This is a genomic window from Diaphorobacter oryzae DSM 22780 (assembly GCF_059568935.1).
In genome coordinates, this window is sequence record NZ_JCANUL010000012.1 from 20,151 (window position 1) to 40,421 (window position 20,271).

Sequence of the window (20,271 nt, forward strand, 5' to 3'; positions counted from 1 at the left end):
CACCGGTTTTTCCAGGTGCGGCACGTTGACGCCGTCTGCCGCTCAGCCCAGGGCCGCCCCCGTGGCCCGCTCCCAGCGGTAGTCCAAGCCGCCGGCCTGCAGCCCGTCGAACGGCACCTGCACGGCGGCCAGCAGCGCGGCATCGGCCACGGGGTCCAGGCCGTCGAACGGCGCGCCATGGTATTCGCCGCGCCAGGCCAGCACGTCCTGCAGCGCCCCGCGCCGGGCGTACAGCGCGCGCATCGCCTGGCACTCGTCCTCCTCGGCCGCCTGCGGGTGGTGCAGCGCGTAGTGCACGGCCAGCGCCGCGCCAAAGGCCAGCGCCGGCGCGGCCACGCCCTGGGCGGCGGCCATGGCCAGGCTGCCCAGCACGCGCTCGCCGCGCTGCAGCTTGCGCAGCGGGTCGCGCCCCACGCGCTCGCACGGGTCCTTGAAGGCATGGGCGCAGCGGTTGCGGAAGGTGGCGACGAACTCGGGCAGCCGCGCGCGCAACGCCGGGAACTGCGCCGCCAGCGCGGGGGCCAGCTCCGCGTCGAGCAGCTGGTCCATCAGCGCCTGCACGCGCGCATCGCCCATGGCATGGCCGATGCTGGGGTAGCCCAGCAGCGCCGCATACCAGGCGACGATGGCGTGCGTGCCGTTCCACAGCCGGTTCTTCAGCAGCTGGATGGCCCCGATGTCGGCCACTGTGTCGATCTGGCGCAGGTGCTCCAGCAGGTCGCTGCCCCGTTGCACGTACAGCGGCATGTCGGTCTCGCTGTTGAACAGGATCAGGTGCAGCGGCGCCAGCGCGCTGGCGGGCTCGCCGGCATCGCGCAGCGTGTTCACATGCGGGGCCACCACCTCGGCCGTGTCGTCCGGCAACGCCTCGGCCCAGTCGTCCGCATGGGGCGACGACTCGCGCACGGCCTCCACGTTCTTCTTGTACAGCTCGCTCTTGATGCGCAGCTGGCGCACCAGCGCGTCTTCGCTCAGTTTGGAGACGATGCGCGTGACCACCGTCTCGCTGAAACGCGTGCGCTCCAGAATCCGGCGGCAGACCTGGGGCGCCACCTGCTGCTGCAGCGCCGCCTCCACCTGCGCGCGCACGAACTCGGCGCCGCCCACCTTGTTGAGCACGACCAGCACCGTCAGCTCCCGCCCGTGCGCGGCAAAGCGCTCGGCCAGCCCCTGCGCGATCACGCCCGCCTGCGCGGCCACGGCCTGCTCGGGCACGCACAGCGCCACGATCTCGCAGTCGCGGTACATGCCGGCCACGGCATCCGTGTCGGCGGCGTCGATCACGCGCAGCTGCTCGATGGTCTGGTCGAACGCCAGGCTGCCGTAGCGCACGCTGAACTTGCCGAACGCGTCGATGGCCTCGCGCAGCAGCGCATTGCCCGTGGAGGCGATGATTTCGCAGGGCCGCGTATAGCCGTCCCAGTGCGAGAACACCTGCGCCAGATACCCGCCGCCCATGGCCCCGAAGCCGTGGATGCCGGCCTTGAGCAGGTTCACCGCCTGCGGAAATGGCTCGGTCACGGCGGGCATGGACATCTTGGGCGTGCAGGCCGCCAGGTCCTGCAGAAACTCGCTCAGGCCGCCGTAGACCCCGAAGGCGCGCCGCGCCACGGCAGGCGGCGGCAGCTGGATGTCTTCGACCAGGATCACCACGCCGCCCGCATCGGCGGCCGAGCGCACGCCGTTTTCCGAATCCTCGAACATCAGGCATTGCGCCGGCTGGCTGTTCAGCGCCTCGGCCGCGCGCACAAAGATCTCGGGGTGTGGCTTGCCCTGCGCCACCTCGTCGCCGCACACGCACAGGTCGAAGTACTTGTAGATGTTGGCGTTGATGAGGTATTCCTCGGCAATGGCGCGGCGGCTGGACGTGGCCACGGCCATCTTCAGGCCCGACTTGCGCAGCCGCTCCAGCACGGGCAGCAGGCCCGGCTTGATGGGCACGCCCTGCGTGCGCACATGCGCCAGCTCCAGCTCGTCGGCCCGGCGACGGATGGCGGCATACGGAAAGTCCTGCCCGTAGTGCTGTTTGGCAAGCGCTTCGGCCTTGGTCGCGCTCAGACCCAGTGAACCCAGGAGCACGGGCTCGGTGAAAGGCTTGCCAAACAGTTCTTCGGAGGCTTGGGGCAGGGTCTGGAACCGCAGGCGTTCGGTGTCGAACATGGTTCCATCCATGTCAAAGATGGCGGTATCGATCGTCTTGCCCTGGAATTGAAGCATCGAGTTCCTTTGTCAAATTTGCTGCATTGCAAAAAAATTCTAGCGAGCGATGCAACAAAAGCCGGCTTTTTTCACAATTTATCTGGCTATTTGCAGCATTTGCATGCATTTCAAAAATGCTGTATTTGGGCTGCGCCCGGCGGCACCGGCTCTGCGGCCCCCACGCCCCGGACAACACCCGAATGGCCGCCGGCCCGATCCGATAGGCCGCAATTACATGAAAAACCCATGAAATGCCCATCCACAAAGCGCAAACAGCTATCAATTAAATAGCATTCATTGCTTGAAGCGCTGCGCCCCATGCCCCAGCCCGGGAGCGCCCCCCGATCGGTGTCGCGCCGGCCGCAGGGCATGGCGCCACGCACCGCCCTGTGCGCGGTGCCCAAGGTCCACGGCCAGCGTCAGCCACGCCCCGCTCACTACGCCCCCCGCATCGGACAAGCCAACGAATAGGAATTGTTTTTATTTAGAACGCCAGGTATCTTCATTGCCCCCGCCCGACGACTTCCCATGCAGCCGGTTCCGTTCCATGCGCAGGTGGATCACCTCTTTCGCGAGCACCATGCGTGGCTGCGCGGCCGCCTGTTGCGGCGCGTCTCCTGCCGCAGCGAAGCGGAGGACGTGGCGTCGGAAACCTTCCTGCAGCTGAGCGAGGACGGCGGACGCACCGACATCCGCGACCCGCGGGCCTTTCTCACCACCATCGCCAAGCGCGTCCTGTTCCAGCAGTGGCGGCGCCAGGACCTGTAGCAGGCCTATATCGACACCCTGCGCCACATGCCATGGCGCTGTCCCCGGAGGGGCATGCCGTGCTCGTGGCGCCATCGCGCACCTCGGCCTTTGGCGTGAAAGAGGCCGTACGCCGCGCACGCATGCACCCAATCCCTTCGGCGCACGGCTTCCTGACCTGACAGTACCTCCTGCACACCGGGCGCATGCTGGGCATGGGCGGGCGCATCGCGGTGCTGCTGGCCGGCCTGGCGACCTCCGCCGTGGCGCTGGCCGGGCTGGCGGTCTGGTGGACGCGCTGGCGCGCCCGCTCACGCGCCGGCGCCCAGCGCCCGCCGCGGCCCCGCCCGTAGAATCCCGCTGCCACCGCGCCCCTGGCGTCCCGCCCGCGCCGGCGCCCCCTCCCTTTCCTGCACACGCCTCTTATGACCGCCTCCTTTGCACCCGGAATCACCGTCCAGGGCACGCTGCCTTCCACCCGCCTGGCCGACTACAAGCTGATCGCCTTCGACATGGACTCCACGCTCATCAGCATCGAATGCGTGGACGAGATCGCCGACTTCGTCGGCCGCAAGGCCGAGGTGGCCGCCATCACCGAGGCCGCCATGCAGGGCCTGATTGCCGACTTCAAGGACAGCCTGCGCCAGCGCGTGGCGCTGCTCAAGGGCGTGACCACGACCGACCTGGAGCGCGTGTTCACCGAGCGCCTGCGCTTCAACCCGGGCGCGGCGGAACTCATCGCCGCCGCCAAGGCCGCCGGCATGGCCACGCTGCTGGTCTCGGGCGGCTTCACCTATTTCGCCGACCGCGTGAAGTCCCACCTGGGCATCGACTTCGCACGCGCCAACGTGCTGGAGGTCGAGGGCGGCCAGCTCACCGGCCGCATGGTGGACCAGCCCTGGGGCGACATCTGCGACGGCGCGGAAAAGCGCCGCACGCTGTTGGAGGTGGCCTCGCTCATGGGCATCGACCCGCGCCAGGCCATCGCCGTGGGCGACGGCGCCAACGACCTGCCCATGATGGGCGCGGCCGGCCTGTCGGTGGCCTACCACGCCAAGCCCGCCGTGCGCGCCCAGGCCCAGGTGGCCATCAACCAGGGCGGGCTGGACCGGCTGCTCGAAGTGCTGCGCTGAAGCCGCGGCACGCGACAAGCTCTCATATTCATAGCTATTAGCGCTTACCAAATAAGCGCTTTTGCCGTTTTTCATCCACATCTCAATGGATAAAAAACCATTCGTATATATGAATATGAAAATAAAAACGTCGCACCCGCACACCGGCCGTCTTACACTGCGCCCCTGTCAACCGCCCTTGCGCATCATTGCCCCGCTGCACCAGGCAGCGCTGCCGAGTAACCCATCCAAAGGAATCCGTTCGCCATGTTGAAGAAAACCCTGTCCGCCATTGCCCTGGCCGCCGTTGCGCTGGGTGCGCAGGCCGCCGACGTGCTCAAGGTAGCCGCCACGGCCGTGCCGCATGCGGAAATCCTGAACTTCGTGAAGCCCCAGCTCCAGGCCCAGGGCGTAGACCTGCAGGTCAAGGAGTTCAGCGACTACGTGCAGCCCAACGCCGCCGTGGAGGACAAGCAGCTGGACGCCAACTTCTTCCAGCACCAGCCCTACCTGGACAGCTACAACAAGGACCGCAAGAGCAGCCTGGTGGCCGTGCCCAACGGCAAGGTGCACGTGGAGCCGTTCGGCGCCTATTCCAGCAAGATCAAGAACATCAAGGACCTGAAGGCTGGCGCCTCCGTGGCCATCCCCAACGACCCCTCCAACGGCGGCCGCGCCCTGATCCTGCTGGCCAAGCAGGGCCTGATCGAACTGAAGGACCCCAAGAGCCTCACGCCCACGCCGCTGGACGTGGTGAAGAACCCCAAGAAGCTCAAGTTCAAGGAACTCGAGGCCCCGCTGCTGCCCCGCGCCCTGGCCGACGTGGACCTGGCCCTGATCAACACCAACTACGCCATCGAGGCCAAGCTCAACCCCACCAAGGATGCGCTGTTCATCGAAGGCGCCGATTCGCCCTACACCAACATCGTCGCCGCCCGCGCCGACCGTGCGAACGACGCCAACATCGCCAAGCTGATCAAGGCCCTGCATTCGCCCGAAGTGAAGAAGTTCATCCAGGACAAGTACAAGGGCGCCGTGGTGCCGGCGTTCTAAGCCCGCCCATCACCCTGATCACCCCCTGCCAAAGCGCTGCCCATGGGCAGCGCTTTTTGATATGTTATTAATAGCTAATCGCGCTTGATACGCAAGGCCATCAAGCGCATTTCACTTAAATCCACCCACCACACTCAGGCGGGCGGCGCCGGCACGCTGTGCAGCAGCACCGGCAGCTCGCCATGGCCGTTGACGCTTTCGAGCTGCACGCCAAAGCCCCACAGGCGCGCCACATGCTTGAGCACCTCCAGCGCGTCGTCGGCCAGGGGGCGGCCCTGGTACTGGGTGTGGCGCAGCGTGAGGCAGCGGTCGCCACGCAGGTTCACGTTCCAGACCTGGATGTTGGGCTCGCGCACCCCCAGGTCGTACTGACGGGACAGCAGCTGGCGCAGCTGGCGGTAGCCGTCCTCGTCGTGGATGGCGCTGACCAGCAGCTCGCGCTCGCCGGGGTCGTCGTGGATGGCGAACAGGCGCATGTCGCGCATCAGTTGCGGGCTCAGGAACTGGCCGATGAAGCTCTCGTCCTTGAAGTTCTGCATGGCGTGGTGCAGCGCCGGCAGCCAGGGCGTGCCGGCCATGTCGGGGAACCAGCGCCGGTCTTCCTCGGTGGGGTTCTGGCAGATGCGCCGGATGTCGCTGTACATGGCGAAGCCCAGGGCGTAGGGGTTGATGCCGCTGTAGGCGCGGTGCCCCGCCGGCGGCTGGTAGATCACGTTGGTGTGCGATGACAGCCATTCGATCATCACGCCATCGGTAAGCCAGCCCTCGTCGTACAGGGTGTTGAGCAGGGTGTAGTGCCAGAACGTGGCCCAGCCCTCGTTCATCACCTGGGTCTGGCGCTGCGGGTAGAAGTACTGGGCGATCTTGCGCACGATGCGCACGATCTCGCGCTGCCAGGGCTCCAGCAGCGGCGCATTCTTCTCGATGAAGTAGAGGATGTTTTCCTCCGGCTCCTTGGGAAAACGCTCTGCCTCCTGGGCCTCGCTGTCCTTGCCGCGCCGCCTGGGCAAGGTGCGCCACAGCACGTTGACCTGCTGCTGCACGTAGGCCTCGCGCTGCTCGAGTTCGGCGCGCTCGCGCGCCAGGCTTTTCTTGGACGGACGGCAATAGCGGTCGACCCCGAAGTTGGCCAGCGCGTGGCACGAATCCAGCAGCTGCTCGACGGCATCCAGCCCGTAGCGCTCCTCGCATTGGGAGACGAAGTCGCGGGCATAGACCAGATAGTCGATGATGCTGCCCGAATCCGCCCACATGCGAAACAGGTAGTTGTTCTTGAAGAAGCTGTTGTGCCCGTAGGCCGCGTGGGCGATCACCAGCGCCTGCATGGCGGTGGAGTTTTCCTCCATCAAGTAGCTGATGCAGGGGTTGGCGTTGATGACGATCTCGTACGCCAGCCCCATGGCGCCCCGCCGGTAGCGCCGCTCGGTGGCCAGGAACTCCTTGCCGTAGCTCCAGTGGCGGTAGTTGACCGGCATGCCCACGCTGGCGTAGGCGTCCATCATCTGCTCGGCGGAGATGATTTCGAGCTGGTTGGGGTAGGTGTCCAGGCCGTAACGCTCGGCCGTGGCGGCAATGACCGCGTGGTAGCGCTCGATCAGCTCGAAGGTCCAGTCGCTGGGGTCGGGCAGGGGGCGGTCGGGGCGCTCCCGGGCCTGCAGCGGGGCGCGGGGCACGCCGCGCTGGCGCTCGCCCGCGGCGGCCGGCCTGCCGGCCTTCCTGCTTGCCCGGCGTTCCAGGGCGGGGTACAGAGAGAGGTTCATACCGATACCCCCTCTTTCTTGAACAGGTCGCGAAACACCGGGTAGATCTCGCCCGGCTCGGACACCTTGCGCATGGCGAAGTGAGGAAACAGCCGCGCCAGCTGGCTGTATTCATCCCACAGGTTCTGCTCCTCCTGCGCCACCTGCACGTAGGCGAAGTAGCGCACCAGCGGCAGGATTTTCTCCGCCAGCAGGCTGCGGCAGTGGGCGCCGTCGTCCTGGAAGTTGTCGCCGTCGCTGGCCTGGGCCACGTAGATGTTCCAGTCGTCCGCGGGGTAGCGCGCGCGCACGATCTGGTCGAGCAGCACCAGCGCGCTGCTGACCACCGTGCCGCCGCTCTCGGTGGAATGGAAGAACTCGTCCTCGCTCACCTCGGCGGCCTGGGTGTGGTGGCGGATGAAGACGATGTCGATCTTCTCGTAGTGGCGCGTGAGAAACAGGTACAGCAGGATGAAGAAGCGCTTGGCCAGGTCCTTGCGCGCCTGGTCCATGGAGCCGGACACGTCCATCACGCAGAACATCACGGCCTGGGTGGTGGGCACCGGCACCCGGGTGCGGTTGCGAAAACGCAGGTCCAGGGGGTCGAGAAAGGCCACCTTGTCCATGCGCTCCTTCAGCGCGTCGATGCGCTGCTGCAGCTCGGCCACGGCCTCGCTGGTGCCGTCGTCCTGGGCCAGCAGGGCATCCAGCTGCGCCTGCAGGACCTGCAGCTCGCGCTGTGGTGCCTTGGTCAGGGCAATGCGCCGCCCCTGGGCGCCGCGCATGGTGCGCAGCAGCGCCAGGTTGTGCGGCGTGCCCTCGTGGCTGTAGCCGGCGCGGCGCGTCTTGTACTGCAACGTTTCACCAATGTGGGTGCGCAGCAGGCGCGGCAGTGCCAGGTCTTCAAAGAACAGCTGCATGAACTCTTCCTTGGACAGGGTGAAGGTGAAGTCATCTTCCCCCTCCCCGCTGTCACTGGCCTGCGAGCCCGCCCCGCCCCCGCCGCCCTGGGGCCGGGGAATGCGGTCGCCGCGCACATGGTCGCTGTTGCCCGCATGCACGGTGTCGCGTATGCCGCCCGGGCCGTGGTGAAACACCGGCTCGCGGATGTCCTTCCTGGGGATGGTGATGTTCTCGGCCTGCTCGATATGGCGGATGTCGCGCGCAGACACGGCACGCCGCACCGCCTCGCCAATCTGCTCCTTGAAGCGGCGTACGAAACGCTCGCGGTTGCCCACCGATTTGTTCTTGCCTGCAAGCCTGCGGTCGATGATTTGCAATGCCATCTGTGTCCCCCTGCATGGCCCGGCGCGTAACGTCCGGCGGGCCGGTCAGCTGCTCTTGCGCACGCGCAGGTACCACTCGCACAGCAGGCGCACCTGCTTGGGCGTGTAGCCCTTGGCCTCCATGCGGGTGACGAAGTCCTCGTGCTTGCGCGCATCCTCGGCGCTGGCCTTGGCGTTGAAGCTGATGACGGGCAGCAGCTCCTCGGTGTTGGAGAACATCTTCTTCTCGATCACCAGGCGCAGCTTCTCGTAGCTGGTCCAGCTCGGGTTCTTGCCCTGGTGGTTGGCACGCGCGCGCAGCACGAAGTTGACGATCTCGTTGCGGAAGTCCTTGGGGTTGGCGATGCCCGCGGGCTTCTCGATCTTCTCCAGCTCGGCGTTGAGGGCATTGCGGTCGAACACCTCGCCGGTGTCGGTGTCGCGGTATTCGCTGTCCTGGATCCAGTAGTCGGCATAGGTGACGTAGCGGTCGAAGATGTTCTGGCCGTACTCGCTGTAGCTCTCCAGGTAGGCGGTCTGGATCTCCTTGCCGATGAACTCGGCGTAGCGCTGCGACAGGTATTCCTTGATGTAGCCGATGTACTTGGTCTCCAGCTCCGCGGGGAACTGCTCGCGCTCGATCTGCCGCTCCAGTACGTACATCAGGTGCACCGGGTTGGCCGCCACCTCGGTGCTGTCGTAGTTGAAGACCTTGGCCAATATCTTGAAGGCGAAGCGCGTGGAGATGCCCGACATGCCCTCGTCCACGCCGGCATAGTCGCGGTACTCCTGGTAGCTCTTGGCGCGCGGATCGGTGTCCTTGAGGCTCTCGCCGTCATAGACCTGCATCTTGCTGAAGATGCTGGAGTTCTCCGGCTCCTTCAGCCGCGTGAGCACCGAGAACTGCGCCATCATCTTGAGCGTGCCGGGCGCGCACACGGCCTTGGCCAGCGACGATTCGCGGATCAGCTTCTCGTAGATCCTCACCTCCTCTGAAACGCGCAGGCAGTAAGGCACCTTGACGATGTAGATGCGGTCCAGGAAGGCCTCGTTATTCTTGTTGTTGCGGAAGGCCTTCCACTCGCTCTCGTTGCTGTGCGCCAGCACCAGGCCGTCGAAGGGAATGGCGCCAAAGCCCTCCGTGCCCTTGTAGTTGCTCTCCTGCGTGGCGGTCAGCAGCGGGTGCAGCACCTTGATGGGCGCCTTGAACATTTCCACGAACTCCAGCAGGCCCTGGTTGGCCAGGCACAGGCCACCCGAGTAGCTGTAGGCATCGGTGTCGTCCTGTGCGAAGTTCTCCAGCTTGCGGATGTCCACCTTGCCCACCAGGCTGGAGATGTCCTGGTTGTTCTCGTCGCCCGGCTCGGTCTTGGCAATCGCCACCTGCTTGAGGATGCTGGGATAGCGCTTGACGACGCGGAATTGGCGAATGTCGCCGCCAAACTCGTCCAGCCGCTTCACGGCCCAGGGCGAGAGCACATGCTGCAGACAGCGCCGCGGAATGCCGAACTGCGCCTCCAGCACCGGCCCGTCCTCCATGGCATCGAACAGTCCCAGCGGCGACTCGTTCACCGGCGAACCCTTGAGCGCGTAGAACGGCACCTTCTGCATGAGGTACTTCAGGCGCTCGGCGATCGAACTCTTGCCGCCGCCCACCGGCCCCAGCAGGTACAGGATCTGCTTGCGCTCCTCCAGCCCCTGGGCCGCGTGGCGGAAATAGCTCACCACCTGCTCAATGGCATCTTCCATGCCATAGAACTCGGCAAAGGCGGGATAGCGGCGGATGACCTTGTTGGCGAACAGGCGCGACAGGCGCGGGTCATGGCGCGTGTCCACCATCTCCGGTTCGCCTATGGCCGCCAGCATGCGCTGTGCGGCACTGCCGTAGGCCATGGGATCGCGCTGGCACAGGGCGAGGTATTCGTCGACCGACATTTCCTCTTCGCGCAAGCGAGCGTAGCGGGCAGCTGAGTTGCTGATGGCGTCCATACGACCTCCCGTGGCGGCACCCCGGGGCCCAGCAGTGCCGCAAAGTTGCAAGGCATTCACTACCGCATGGGGTTGTTGTAGCACCTTGCACCCGCTTTGGATAGGCCGTAAAAGCCATACCTTTCTGCGGCGGGTGCAGATCGCGGACGCTGCACGGCAGGAACGGGGCGCACCCGCCCGCCGGGGACCGGCCCCGCAGGTCAGGCCGCGGGAGGTTCCAGCCACTGCCGCGCGGCGGCCATGACGCAGTGCGTGAGCCGCTCCAGGGCCGATTGGGCCGTGCGCGGGTGGGCCCAGTACATGGGCACGTCCATCGCAGAGCCCGGCAGCATCTCCACCAGCCGGCCTTCGGCCAGTTGCTGTCGGATCAGCGCCGTGGGGTGCATGCCCCAGCCCATACCGGCCTCGCAGGCGCGCACGTAGCCAAAGTTGGACGGCAGGAAATGCCGCGGCGCATGCGCGCGCGAGGCCAGGCCGTTGGCCTGCATCCACTGGTCCTGCAGACGGTCCTTGCGGTCGTAGATCATCATGGGCGCGCGGGCCAGGGCGGCGGCCGTCACGCCCTCGGCAAAGTGCCGCTCCACGAAGGCCGGGCTGGCCGCCGCCACATAGCGCATGGTGCCCAGCGGCCAGGTGTTGCAGCCGGCGATGCTGGTGCTCGTGGCGGTGACGGCGGCGATCACCTCGCCCTGGCGCAGGCGCTGGGCCGTGTGCTCCTGGTCGTCGATGCGCAGGTCCAGCAGCTCGTTGCCGCCCGCGGTGAAGGCGGCCATGGCGTCCATGAACCAGGTGGACAGCGAATCGGCATTCACCGCGAGCTTGAGCGTGGGCGCCGGCGCGGGCGCGTCGGGCAGCAGGTCGGGGTTGGTGCGGCGCAGCTGGTTTTCCAGCAGCGCCACCTGCTCCAGGTGCAGGCACAGACGCAAGCCTGCTTCCGTGCCGGTGCAGGGGTTGCCGCGCTGCACCAGCACCTGGCCCACACGCTCCTCCAGCTGCTTGATGCGTTGCGACACGGCCGAGGGCGTGACGTGCAGGCGGCGGGCCGCACGCTCGAAGCTGCCCTCGCGCACCACGGCGGCAAGGGCCTCCAGTCCGGCGTAGTCCAGCATTTAGCTTTACTAAATATTGTTTAGATGTTTTAAGTGTACTTAATGCCTGTGGCTACCTACCATCCAGGCATGTTCAATGCTGCTGCTTCGTCCTCCTGGCTCGCGGGTTTCACCGTGTGCCTGTCGCTCATCGTGTCCATCGGGGCGCAAAACCTGTACGTGCTGCGCCAGGCCGTGCAGGGCGAGCATGTGCGCGTGTGCGTGGCCTGGTGCGTGCTCAGCGATGCGCTACTGGTGGGGCTGGGCGTGGCGGGCATGGCGCAACTGCTGGGCAGCTCGCCCACGCTGGCGCATTGGCTGCAGCTGGGCGGTGCGCTGTTTCTGCTGGCCTACGGCCTGTTTGCCTGGCACCGTGCCCTTTTTGCGCCCGATGCGGGGCTGGACGCCTCGGGCGGCCGCGCGGCGCGCGGCGTGCTGGGCGTGGTGAGCGGGCTGGCGGTCATCACGCTGCTCAATCCCCATGTGTACCTGGACACGGTGGTGCTCATCGGCTCCATCGGCGCGCGCCAGGACGGCTGGCTCAAATGGATCTTCGTGCTGGGCGCTGCCTCGGCCAGCCTGACCTGGTTCGTGGTGCTGGCCTTCGCGGGGCGGCGCCTGCAAGGCGTGTTTGCCAACCCGCGCGCCTGGCGGGTGCTGGACATGCTCACGGGCGCCATGATGTTCGTGCTGGCCTGGTGGGTGTGGCAGGGCGCGTGACGGGCTGCTACGCGCCCCGTGAAGCGCCCGTGAAGCGCCTGCGCCACGCCGTGGGCCCGGCTACGCGGCCGAGGCAGCCAGGCCGCACTCGGCCAGAAAGGCGCCGATAAGCCGCGCATCGCGCCGCTCGCGCAGGCAGTACAGGTATTCCGCCAGGCAGGGCACATCCTCCTCGAAGGGCAGGACCACGAGGTCGGGGTGCGCCGAGGCCTCGTGGCGCGCGAACACGCTCACGCCCATGGCGCGGATCACCGCCTCGCGGATGGCCTCGCGGCTCGCGATCTCCAGCACCTGGCGCGGCGCCACGCCGGCCTGCGCGAGCATCTCCTCGGTGCGCTGGCGCGTCATGGAGCCGCGCTCGCGCAGGATCAGCCCGCAACCTGCCAGTTCTGCCACCCGCACCGCCCGCCTCCCCGCCAGCGGATGGCTGCGGTGCACCACCAGCGCCAGCGGATCCGAGCCCAGCTCCAGGCGCAGCAGGCGCGCATCTCCCTCCAGGTGCGACGAGGTGGCCAGATCCACGCGGAACTCGAGCAGCGCGTCGCCCGTCTGGCGGGAATTGCCCGCGCCGATCACCACCTCCACGCGCGGATAGCGCGCCTGGTAGCGCTTGACGATGTCGAGGATGTAGTACGGCGCCGTCGCGCCGATGCGCAGCAGGCCGTGGTTCGCGTCGCCCGCATTGCGCAGCGCGAACTCCACGCTGCTCTCCTGCTGCAGCAGCTGCTCCACCATGGGCAGCAGGCGCACCCCCTCGTCGGTGATCGCCAGACGCCCGCCCTGGCGGCGAAACAGCTCCACGCCGTAATGCTCCTCGAGCGCGCGGATCTGCGTGGTCACCGTGGGCTGGCTCAGGCCCAGTTGCTTGGCGGCCAGCGTGATGCTGCCCAGCCGGGCCACGAGGAAGAAGGATTTCAGTTGCGTGACAAACATGGGCCTCCACGGCGGACCGGCGCGCACGGGCGGCGCGGCGCCGGCATTTCACCACAGGGCGCCACCCAAATCCGCCAATACCGGGTTTGAAAAACTTCCGTTGTGTGACACAGGTGTTTCACCGGCGCTTTCTACATTGGCGTCACGGGTGGTCCGGCAGGCCACCTGCCAACGAACCACCCACACCACTGGAAACCGCCATGCGCAACCCCCTCGCCTCCTGGAGCCGCCGCTTCGCCATCGCCGCCACCGTGCTGGCCGCATCCACCTTCGCCCACGCCGCCAAGACCGAGCTGCTGGTCTACAGCGCGCTGGAGGCCGACCAGATCAAGGCCTACAAGACCGCGTTCGAGAAGGAGCACCCCGAGATCGAGCTGAAGTTCGTGCGCGACAGCACCGGCATCATCACGGCCCGCCTGCTCGCCGAGAAGGGCAACCCCCAGGCCGACGCCATCTGGGGCCTGGCCGCCACCTCGCTGATGCTGCTCGACAAGGAAGGCATGCTGCAGCCCTACGCCCCCAAGGGCCTGGAGCAGGTGCGCGCCACCATGCGCGACACGCGCGCCGTGCCCACCTGGGTGGGCATGGACCTGTGGTCCTCGGCCCTGTGCTTCAACACCGTGGAAGCCGCCAAGCGCAAGCTGCCCACGCCCGCCAGCTGGGCCGACCTGGCGCAGCCCGTCTACAAGGGCACGATCACCATGCCCCACCCCGCGTCGAGCGGCACGGGCTTCCTCATGGTGTCGGCCTGGCTGCAGATGATGGGCGAGCAAAAGGGCTGGGCCTTCATGGATGCGCTGCACCAGAACATCGGCGTGTACACGCACAGCGGCTCCAAGCCCTGCCGCCAGGCCGGCGCCGGCGAGTTCCCCGTAGGTCTGAGCTTCGAGTACCGCGCCGCCAAGACCAAGAAGGACGGCGCCCCCATCGACATCGTCTTCCCCAAGGAAGGCCTGGGCTGGGAAGTGGAAGCCACGGCCGTGATGAAGACCAGCAAGAAGCAGGACGCCGCCAAGGCCCTGGCCGACTGGGCCGTGACCCGCCAGGCCAACCAGCTCTACGCCGCCAACTTCGCCGTGCTGGCCCTGCCCGCGGCGCAGGAAAAGCTCGACCACGTTCCCGCCAACCTCGAATCGCTGCTGGCCAAGAACGACTTCAACTGGGCCGCCGCCAACCGCGACCGCATCCTGGCCGAGTGGAGCCGCCGCTACGAAGCCAAGGCCGAGAAGAAGTAAGCCGTGGGCATGCTCTCGATCCAGAACATCACCAAGCAGTTCCGCGGCAACGCGGTGCTGCGCGCCATCGACCTCGACGTGGAACCCGGCGAGTTCGTGAGCCTGCTGGGGCCCTCGGGCTGCGGCAAGACCACGCTGCTGCGCATCGTCTGCGGCATCGAGTCGCCCGACGCGGGCCGCGTGCTGCTGCACGAACGCGACATCACGCGCCTGCCCGCCGCCGGGCGCGGCTTCGGGGTGGTGTTCCAAAGCTACGCACTGTTCCCCAACCTCACGGCGGCGCAGAACGTGGCCTTCGGCCTGCACGGTCAGCCCCCCGCCGTGGTGCGCGAACGCGTGGCCGAGATGCTCTCGCTCGTGAGCCTGACCGAGCAGGCCGGCCGCTACCCGGCCCAGCTCTCGGGCGGCCAGCAGCAGCGCATCGCGCTGGCGCGCGCCCTCGCCCCCCGGCCCGAACTGCTGCTGCTCGACGAGCCCCTGTCCGCCCTCGACGCCCAGGTGCGTGCCGAGCTGCGCGGCGAGATGCGCCGCCTGCAGCGCCAGCTCGGCATCACCTCCATCATGGTCACGCACGACCAGGAAGAGGCGCTGTCGATGGCCGACCGCGTGGTGCTCATGCACCAGGGCCGCATCGAACAGCAGGGCTCGCCCGAGCAGCTCTACGCCCAGCCCGCCAGCCGCTTCGCGGCGGGCTTCGTGGGCCGCATGAACCTGCTGCCCGCCGTGGTCGAGGGCAACGCCCGGGTGCGCGTGGGCGCGGAGCTCCTCGACTGCGCCACCCCGGGATACCGCGCGGGCAGCCCGCTGCTCGTGGGCCTGCGCCCCGAGAGCGTGGTGCTGCACCCCGCCCTGCCCACGGCACTGCCCAACCTGCAGCGCGCGCGCGTGGTCGAGACCATCTTCCTCGGCCCCGTCGTGCTCGTGCGCCTGTACAGCGAGACGCTGCAGTGCACGCTGGATGCGCAATGGCCGCTGCGCCATGACGCCCAGTTGCCCGATTGGCTGCATGGCGAGGTCCTCGTGGAACTGCCCGCCGCCGCGCTGCAGCCGCTGGCGCTGCCCGACTCCATGCGGCAGGCGGCCTGAGCCCTGGAAGACGCTGCCATGAACACGACCACGGCTCCCCTGCCCTCCCCTTTGCCCACCACCATGCACGCGCCCGCCGCTCCGCACCGCCCCCCGCGCGCCAGGCCCGTGCAGCCCGCACCGCAGCCGCACAGCCCGCCGCGCACACGCGCCGCGCTGGAGCACCCGCTGCTCGCCTTGCTGCTGGCCGGCGCCCTTGCGGCGCTTCTGCTCGCGGTGCTGGCGCCCGTGGTGGCGCTGCTGGCGCAAAGCCTGTGGAACGCCGACGGCAGCTTCGCCGGCCTGTCCCACTTCGCGGCCTACCTGCGCAGCCCCGGCGTGGGCGCATCGCTCACCAACAGCCTGTGGCTCTCGGCGCTGTCGGCCACACTGTGCGTGGCGCTGGCCTATGTCTACGCCTACGCGGTCACGCAAAGCTGCATGCCGCTGGCGCGCTTCTTCCGCGCCGTGGCGCTCATACCGCTGCTCGCGCCCTCGCTGCTCATGGCGATCAGCCTCATCTACCTGTTCGGCAGCCAGGGGCTGCTCAAGGACTGGCTGCTGGGCGCCTCGGCCTACGGGCCCATCGGCATCGTCATGGGCGCGGTGCTGTGGACCTTCCCGCACGCGCTGCTCATCCTGTGCACCACCCTGGCCGCCAGCGACGGCCGCCTGCACGAGGCCGCCACCACGCTGGGCGCGGGGCGCTGGCGCATCTTTCGCCAGGTCACGCTGCCGGCCAGCGGCTACGGGCTCATGATCTCGTGGGTGGTGGTGTTCGTGCTCGTCATCACCGACTTCGGCGTGCCCAAGGTCATCGGCGGCAACACGCAGATGCTGGCCACCGACATCTACAAGCAGGTGATCGGCCAGCAGAACCTGCCCATGGGCGCCGTGGTGGCCATGCTGCTGCTGGTGCCCGCGGGGCTGGCGTTCTGGGCCGAACAGCACCTGCGCGCGCGCCAGTCGGCCACCCTGGGCGTGCGCGCCGTTCCCCACGTGCCCCGGCCGCACGCGCCGCTGGACCGCGCGCTGCTGCTGTACTGCGGCACGGTCGCGGTCGTGCTGGTCGGCGTCATGGGCACGGCCATCTACGCCTCGCTCGTGAGCTTCTGGCCCTACAACCTCACGCTCTCGCTCAAGAACTACCGCTTCGACCTCATGGACGGCGGCGGTTGGGCCAGCTACGGCAACTCGGTGCGTCTGGCACTGGGCACGGCCGTGGCGGGCGCGCTGCTGAGCTTCGTGACGGCCTACCTGGTGGCCAAGCCCACGCGCTTTTCGCGGTCGCGGCAGTGGCTGAACGCCGTCGCCACCCTGCCCATGGCCGTGCCGGGCCTGGCGCTGGGCCTGGGCTACATCCTGTTCTTCAACGCGGCCTGGAACCCGCTGCAGGGCCTGTACGGCAGCATGGCGCTGCTCGTGGCCTGCACGGTGGCGCATTTCTACTCGGTGGCGCACATCACGCAGCTGGCAGCACTGCAGCAGCTCGACGCCGAGTACGAGCGCGCGGCGCAGGCCCTGGGCATTCCGTTCTGGCAGATGCTCTGGCGCGTGCACCTGCCCGTGTGCCTGCCCACGCTGATGCAGGTGGCCGGCTACTTCTTCGTGAACGCCATGACCACCGTGTCGGCCGTGGTGTTCATCTACTCGCCCGAGACCACGCTCGCATCAATTGCTGTGCTCGCCATGGACGACGCCGGCGACATTGCCCCGGCGGCGGCCATGGCCACGCTGATCTTTGCCACGGCGGCCGCGGGCCGGCTGCTCATCGGCCTGGCCGACCGGGCGCAGGCGCGCCACACGCAGCGTTGGCGCACGCGCTAGCCCTCTTTCGTTTCTTCCTTCCGTTCTTCTCCCATGACATACGACATCATCGTTGTAGGGGCCGGCATTGTCGGTCTCTCCCATGCCTACATCGCAGCGCGGCGAGGCCTCAAGGTGCTTGTGATCGAGCGCGACGCGGCCTGCGCGGGCGCGTCGGTGCGCAACTTCGGCTTCGTCACCGTGACGGGCCAGCGCGCCGGCGCCCACTGGCAGCGCGCCATGCGCTCGCGCGATCTGTGGGCCGAGATCGCGCCCCAGGCCGGCATCGAGGTGCTGCACCAGGGCCTGTGGCTCACGGCACGCCGCCCCGCCGCGCACGCGGTGCTCGAAGCCTTCATGCAGACCGACATGGCCCAGGGCTGCACGCTGCTCACGCCCCAGGCCGCCGCGGAGCGCCACCCCGCACTGCGCACGCAAGGACTGCAGTCGGTGCTCTACAGCCCGCACGAGCTGCGCGTGGAATCACGCACGGCCATCCCGCGCCTGGCGCAGTGGCTGGCCGAGGCGCATGGCGTGGACTTCCGCTTCGGCGAGGCCGTGCTGGAGGTGGCGCCGCCGCGCGTGCGCACCGTGCGCGGCGACTATGCAGCCGACCGCGTGGTGGTCTGCACCAACGCCGACCCGGGCAGCCTGTACGCGCCCGCGTGGGCCGCACAGGGCCTGAACCAGTGCCAGTTGCAGATGCTGCGCGTGCGCCCGCAGGCGGGGTTCACGCTCAATGGCTCGGTGATGGGCGACCTGAGCCTGGTGCGCTATGAGGGCTACAGTGCCATGCAACCCGCATCCATACTGCGTGAACAGCTACAAAATGAAGAGCACGAATCCCTGGCGCACGGCATCCACCTGATCGTGGTGCAGAGCGCCGACGGCAGCCTAGTCGTGGGCGACTCGCACCACTACGGCACGCCCGGCGGCCCCGCGCCCGCGCCCTTCGCACAGGAGCATGTGGACGCGCTGATCCTGCGCCACCTGCGCGAGGCACTGCAGCTCACCGAGGCCACCGTCGTCGAACGCTGGGTGGGCTGCTACCCCGTCTCGCCCAGCGAGACCTGCATCGTGCAGGCCCCCGATGACGCCACGCGCCTCGTCGCCGTCACCAGCGGCTCGGGCGCCAGCACCGCGCTCGGCCTGGCCGAGGAAGTCCTGTCCGCCTGGTGAACCGCCCCATGACCGCCACCACACCCCACCCCGCCCTGCAGGCCGTCGTCTTCGACTGGGCCGGCACCATCCTCGACTTCGGCAGCCGCGCACCCATGGCGGCCTTCGTCGAACTGTTCCAGCGCTACGGCGTGGCCATCAGCATCGCCGAGGCGCGCGTGCCCATGGGCCTGGCCAAGTGGGACCACATCCACGCGCTGGGCCACACGCCGCGCATCGCGGCCGAATGGCTGCGCGTGCACGGCCGCGCCTTCGGCGACGCGGACTGCGACGAGCTGTACCGCGTGTTCACCCCCATGAACGCCGCCAGCGTACGCCACCACGCGGAGCTGATCCCCGGCGCCCTGACCACCGTGCGGGCGCTGCGCGCACAGGGCCTCAAGATCGGATCGACCACGGGCTACAACCGCCCCATCATGGACGAGCTCGTGCCGCTGGCCACGGCCCAGGGCTACGTGCCCGACAACCTCGTGTGCGCGGGCGACATGGCCAGCGCCCGCCCCGGCCCTTTGATGATGGTGCGCACGCTGTCCGACCTGCAGGTCTGGCCGCCCCGCGCCGTCATCAAGGTGGACGACACCGCGCCCGGCATCCAGGAAGGCCTGGCCGTGGGCTGCTGGACCGTGGGCCTGGCCGTCACCGGCAACACGCTCGGGCTGTCGCTGCAGGAATGGCAGGCGCTTGATGCCGTGCAGCAGCAGCAGATGCGCGCGCAGGCCACGCAGCAGCTGCGCGAGGCCGGCGCCCACTATGTGATCGACGGCGTGGCCGATCTGCCGCCCGTGGTCGAGGACATTCGCGCCCGCCTCAGCCGCGGGGAATCCCCCGTCGGGACGGACTGAGGTTCAGCCCGCCGGGGGCAGGCCCGGCACGAAGCGCAGCACCTGCATCCGCGCACCCGCGCGCGGTGCAGGTGCCGGCGCCACCAAGTCCGCCACCGTCAGGCCGTCCAGCACCGCCAGATAGGCCTGCGTGGCATCGGCCAGCACGGTCTGCAGGCGGCAACGGTTGATCATGCGGCACTGGTTGAGATCCGCATTGAAGCACTCGACCATGTCGAAATCGGTCTCGGTCGCGCGCACCACGGCGCCCAGATTGATCTCCCGCGCGGGCTTCATCAGCCGCATACCGCCGCCGCGGCCGCGCGTGGTGTCCAGCAACCCCTGCGCCGCGAGCTGCTGCACAACTTTCATGAGATGGCTGCGCGAAATGCCATGCGCCTCGGCCACCTCGCTGATGGTCACGGGTTGCTCGCGCTCCTGGCTGGCGGCGCAGTACATCAGCACGCGCAGCGTGTAGTCGGTCCACTGGGTCAGTCGCATGGTTTTGCCCTGGGGCAACATAAAGGTTCACACGGGATGGATTTTAATGAATAAAATATTCACACCAAATGAATCTTTAGGAATCCCTCATGAATGCCATCGCCCCAGCCGCCATCGACCCCAGCCAGGCCATCGGCCAGATTGCCGTACAACTGCCCGGCGCCACCGCCGTGTTCCGCCGCCTCAAGCTTGACTTCTGCTGCGGCGGCCAGGTGAGCCTGCGCCAGGCCGCCGGCGAAAAGGGGCTGGACCTGCAAGCCGTGGTGGACGAACTCTCCACCCTGCAGCGCCCCACTGCGCTGCCCGATGCCGGCACGCCCGCCGAACTGATCGACCACATTCTTTCGCGCTACCACGAGGTGCACCGCGCCCAGCTGCCCGAGCTGATCCGCATGGCCCGCCGCGTGGAGGCCGTGCACCGCGGCAACCCCCATGTGCCCGTCGGCCTGGCCGACGCGCTGGAGGCCATGCACGATGAGCTGCAGTCGCACATGCACAAGGAGGAAGTGGTGCTGTTCCCCATGCTGCGCGCCGGCGGCAATGCCTTCGTGAACCAGCCCATCGACATGATGCGCACCGAGCACACCGACCACGGCGAGGCGCTGGAGCGCATCGCCAGCCTGACCAACGACATCACGCCGCCCCAGGGTGCCTGCAACACCTGGCGCGCGCTGTATGCCGGCCTGGCCCAGCTCAGCGACGACCTGGTCAACCACATCCACCTGGAGAACAACGTGCTGTTCCCGCAGTTCGAGGCCGCCGCCTCGCAAGGCTGCGGCGCCTCGGCCTGCGCCTGCTCCGGCGCCTGATGGCGGTGCC

19 protein-coding genes are annotated in these 20,271 nt (G+C 68.0%); 12 read left to right on the forward strand and 7 right to left on the reverse strand.

Translation table 11 applies throughout. The features are described from left to right. Window positions 1-42: 42 nt before the first annotated feature. Entirely contained in the window at window positions 43-2,217 is a 2,175-nt protein-coding gene (gene mtlD / locus BP68_RS15900; RefSeq protein ID WP_496373513.1) for a bifunctional mannitol-1-phosphate dehydrogenase/phosphatase, read from the reverse strand. Between the two features lie 510 nt (window positions 2,218-2,727). Here mtlD and BP68_RS15905 point away from each other — a divergent pair. The 5 genes from BP68_RS15905 (at window position 2,728) to BP68_RS15925 (ending at window position 5,111) form a co-directional block, all read left to right on the forward strand. Next, window positions 2,728-2,967, forward strand: coding sequence for a sigma factor (locus BP68_RS15905; protein WP_496373515.1), 240 nt, complete (start codon window positions 2,728-2,730; stop codon window positions 2,965-2,967). Between the two features lie 32 nt (window positions 2,968-2,999). Then, window positions 3,000-3,128, forward strand: a complete 129-nt coding sequence (locus BP68_RS15910) for a hypothetical protein (protein WP_496373517.1) — start codon at window positions 3,000-3,002, stop codon at window positions 3,126-3,128. A gap of 9 nt (window positions 3,129-3,137) precedes the next feature. Continuing rightward, window positions 3,138-3,299 (forward strand): hypothetical protein, encoded by a 162-nt coding sequence (locus tag BP68_RS15915; protein ID WP_496373712.1) that lies wholly within the window; start codon window positions 3,138-3,140, stop codon window positions 3,297-3,299. 72 nt (window positions 3,300-3,371) lie between these two features. Next, complete coding sequence (serB, locus tag BP68_RS15920; RefSeq protein ID WP_496373519.1) at window positions 3,372-4,079, forward strand: phosphoserine phosphatase SerB; 708 nt, start codon at window positions 3,372-3,374, stop codon at window positions 4,077-4,079. A 246-nt stretch (window positions 4,080-4,325) separates the two neighbouring features. Continuing rightward, on the forward strand, window positions 4,326-5,111 hold the full coding sequence (locus tag BP68_RS15925) for a MetQ/NlpA family ABC transporter substrate-binding protein (protein ID WP_496373521.1): 786 nt from the start codon (window positions 4,326-4,328) through the stop codon (window positions 5,109-5,111). A gap of 134 nt (window positions 5,112-5,245) precedes the next feature. Here BP68_RS15925 and BP68_RS15930 read toward each other — a convergent pair whose 3' ends face one another. From BP68_RS15930 to BP68_RS15945, 4 genes are all read right to left on the reverse strand, one after another. Further along, window positions 5,246-6,871, reverse strand: a complete 1,626-nt coding sequence (locus BP68_RS15930) for a SpoVR family protein (protein WP_496373523.1) — start codon at window positions 6,869-6,871, stop codon at window positions 5,246-5,248. Then, complete coding sequence (locus BP68_RS15935; RefSeq protein WP_496373525.1) at window positions 6,868-8,136, reverse strand: YeaH/YhbH family protein; 1,269 nt, start codon at window positions 8,134-8,136, stop codon at window positions 6,868-6,870. The genes BP68_RS15930 and BP68_RS15935 overlap by 4 nt, the downstream gene beginning before the upstream one ends. Window positions 8,137-8,181: 45 nt before the next feature. Continuing rightward, window positions 8,182-10,104, reverse strand: a complete 1,923-nt coding sequence (locus BP68_RS15940; RefSeq protein ID WP_496373527.1) for a PrkA family serine protein kinase — start codon at window positions 10,102-10,104, stop codon at window positions 8,182-8,184. Window positions 10,105-10,304: 200 nt separating this feature from the next. Continuing rightward, window positions 10,305-11,213 (reverse strand): HTH-type transcriptional regulator ArgP, encoded by a 909-nt coding sequence (locus BP68_RS15945; protein ID WP_496373529.1) that lies wholly within the window; start codon window positions 11,211-11,213, stop codon window positions 10,305-10,307. Window positions 11,214-11,282: 69 nt separating this feature from the next. Between BP68_RS15945 and BP68_RS15950 the strand changes: the two genes are divergently transcribed. Then, window positions 11,283-11,912, forward strand: coding sequence for a LysE/ArgO family amino acid transporter (locus BP68_RS15950; RefSeq protein WP_496373531.1), 630 nt, complete (start codon window positions 11,283-11,285; stop codon window positions 11,910-11,912). Window positions 11,913-11,972: 60 nt separating this feature from the next. Here the strand turns inward: BP68_RS15950 and BP68_RS15955 are convergent, their stop codons facing one another. Continuing rightward, window positions 11,973-12,845, reverse strand: a complete 873-nt coding sequence (locus tag BP68_RS15955) for a LysR substrate-binding domain-containing protein (protein WP_496373533.1) — start codon at window positions 12,843-12,845, stop codon at window positions 11,973-11,975. A 200-nt stretch (window positions 12,846-13,045) separates the two neighbouring features. Between BP68_RS15955 and BP68_RS15960 the strand changes: the two genes are divergently transcribed. The 5 genes from BP68_RS15960 to phnX are packed head-to-tail and all read left to right on the forward strand — an operon-like array spanning window position 13,046 to window position 18,972. Continuing rightward, window positions 13,046-14,080, forward strand: coding sequence for a putative 2-aminoethylphosphonate ABC transporter substrate-binding protein (locus BP68_RS15960; RefSeq protein WP_496373535.1), 1,035 nt, complete (start codon window positions 13,046-13,048; stop codon window positions 14,078-14,080). 9 nt (window positions 14,081-14,089) lie between these two features. After that, a complete protein-coding gene (locus BP68_RS15965; protein ID WP_496373714.1) occupies window positions 14,090-15,166 on the forward strand; it encodes an ABC transporter ATP-binding protein in 1,077 nt (358 codons plus the stop codon). 18 nt (window positions 15,167-15,184) lie between these two features. After that, window positions 15,185-16,972: a putative 2-aminoethylphosphonate ABC transporter permease subunit gene (locus BP68_RS15970; RefSeq protein WP_496373537.1), complete on the forward strand. Its 1,788-nt coding sequence runs from the start codon at window positions 15,185-15,187 to the stop codon at window positions 16,970-16,972. 33 nt (window positions 16,973-17,005) lie between these two features. Then, window positions 17,006-18,130 carry a TIGR03364 family FAD-dependent oxidoreductase gene (locus BP68_RS15975; RefSeq protein ID WP_496373539.1) on the forward strand — a complete coding sequence of 375 codons (1,125 nt, stop codon included), beginning with the start codon at window positions 17,006-17,008 and terminating at the stop codon, window positions 18,128-18,130. An 8-nt stretch (window positions 18,131-18,138) separates the two neighbouring features. Continuing rightward, window positions 18,139-18,972, forward strand: coding sequence for a phosphonoacetaldehyde hydrolase (gene phnX / locus BP68_RS15980; RefSeq protein ID WP_496373541.1), 834 nt, complete (start codon window positions 18,139-18,141; stop codon window positions 18,970-18,972). A gap of 3 nt (window positions 18,973-18,975) precedes the next feature. Here phnX and BP68_RS15985 read toward each other — a convergent pair whose 3' ends face one another. Continuing rightward, window positions 18,976-19,452, reverse strand: a complete 477-nt coding sequence (locus tag BP68_RS15985) for an RrF2 family transcriptional regulator (protein ID WP_496373543.1) — start codon at window positions 19,450-19,452, stop codon at window positions 18,976-18,978. A gap of 89 nt (window positions 19,453-19,541) precedes the next feature. Between BP68_RS15985 and ytfE the strand changes: the two genes are divergently transcribed. Next, window positions 19,542-20,261, forward strand: a complete 720-nt coding sequence (gene ytfE / locus BP68_RS15990; RefSeq protein WP_496373545.1) for an iron-sulfur cluster repair protein YtfE — start codon at window positions 19,542-19,544, stop codon at window positions 20,259-20,261. Window positions 20,262-20,271: the final 10 nt, after the last annotated feature.

Excerpts from the sequence above, each read along its gene's own strand:
- mtlD (WP_496373513.1), bottom strand. The coding sequence starts at position 2,217 with ATGCTTCAATTCCAGGGCAAGACGATCGATACCGCCATCTTTGACATG.
- BP68_RS15905 (WP_496373515.1), top strand. The coding sequence starts at position 2,728 with ATGCAGCCGGTTCCGTTCCATGCGCAGGTGGATCACCTCTTTCGCGAG.
- BP68_RS15910 (WP_496373517.1), top strand. The coding sequence starts at position 3,000 with ATGGCGCTGTCCCCGGAGGGGCATGCCGTGCTCGTGGCGCCATCGCGC.
- serB (WP_496373519.1), top strand. The coding sequence starts at position 3,372 with ATGACCGCCTCCTTTGCACCCGGAATCACCGTCCAGGGCACGCTGCCT.
- BP68_RS15925 (WP_496373521.1), top strand. The coding sequence starts at position 4,326 with ATGTTGAAGAAAACCCTGTCCGCCATTGCCCTGGCCGCCGTTGCGCTG.
- BP68_RS15930 (WP_496373523.1), bottom strand. The coding sequence starts at position 6,871 with ATGAACCTCTCTCTGTACCCCGCCCTGGAACGCCGGGCAAGCAGGAAG.
- BP68_RS15935 (WP_496373525.1), bottom strand. The coding sequence starts at position 8,136 with ATGGCATTGCAAATCATCGACCGCAGGCTTGCAGGCAAGAACAAATCG.
- BP68_RS15940 (WP_496373527.1), bottom strand. The coding sequence starts at position 10,104 with ATGGACGCCATCAGCAACTCAGCTGCCCGCTACGCTCGCTTGCGCGAA.
- BP68_RS15945 (WP_496373529.1), bottom strand. The coding sequence starts at position 11,213 with ATGCTGGACTACGCCGGACTGGAGGCCCTTGCCGCCGTGGTGCGCGAG.
- BP68_RS15950 (WP_496373531.1), top strand. The coding sequence starts at position 11,283 with ATGTTCAATGCTGCTGCTTCGTCCTCCTGGCTCGCGGGTTTCACCGTG.
- BP68_RS15955 (WP_496373533.1), bottom strand. The coding sequence starts at position 12,845 with ATGTTTGTCACGCAACTGAAATCCTTCTTCCTCGTGGCCCGGCTGGGC.
- BP68_RS15960 (WP_496373535.1), top strand. The coding sequence starts at position 13,046 with ATGCGCAACCCCCTCGCCTCCTGGAGCCGCCGCTTCGCCATCGCCGCC.
- BP68_RS15965 (WP_496373714.1), top strand. The coding sequence starts at position 14,090 with ATGCTCTCGATCCAGAACATCACCAAGCAGTTCCGCGGCAACGCGGTG.
- BP68_RS15970 (WP_496373537.1), top strand. The coding sequence starts at position 15,185 with ATGAACACGACCACGGCTCCCCTGCCCTCCCCTTTGCCCACCACCATG.
- BP68_RS15975 (WP_496373539.1), top strand. The coding sequence starts at position 17,006 with ATGACATACGACATCATCGTTGTAGGGGCCGGCATTGTCGGTCTCTCC.
- phnX (WP_496373541.1), top strand. The coding sequence starts at position 18,139 with ATGACCGCCACCACACCCCACCCCGCCCTGCAGGCCGTCGTCTTCGAC.
- BP68_RS15985 (WP_496373543.1), bottom strand. The coding sequence starts at position 19,452 with ATGCGACTGACCCAGTGGACCGACTACACGCTGCGCGTGCTGATGTAC.
- ytfE (WP_496373545.1), top strand. The coding sequence starts at position 19,542 with ATGAATGCCATCGCCCCAGCCGCCATCGACCCCAGCCAGGCCATCGGC.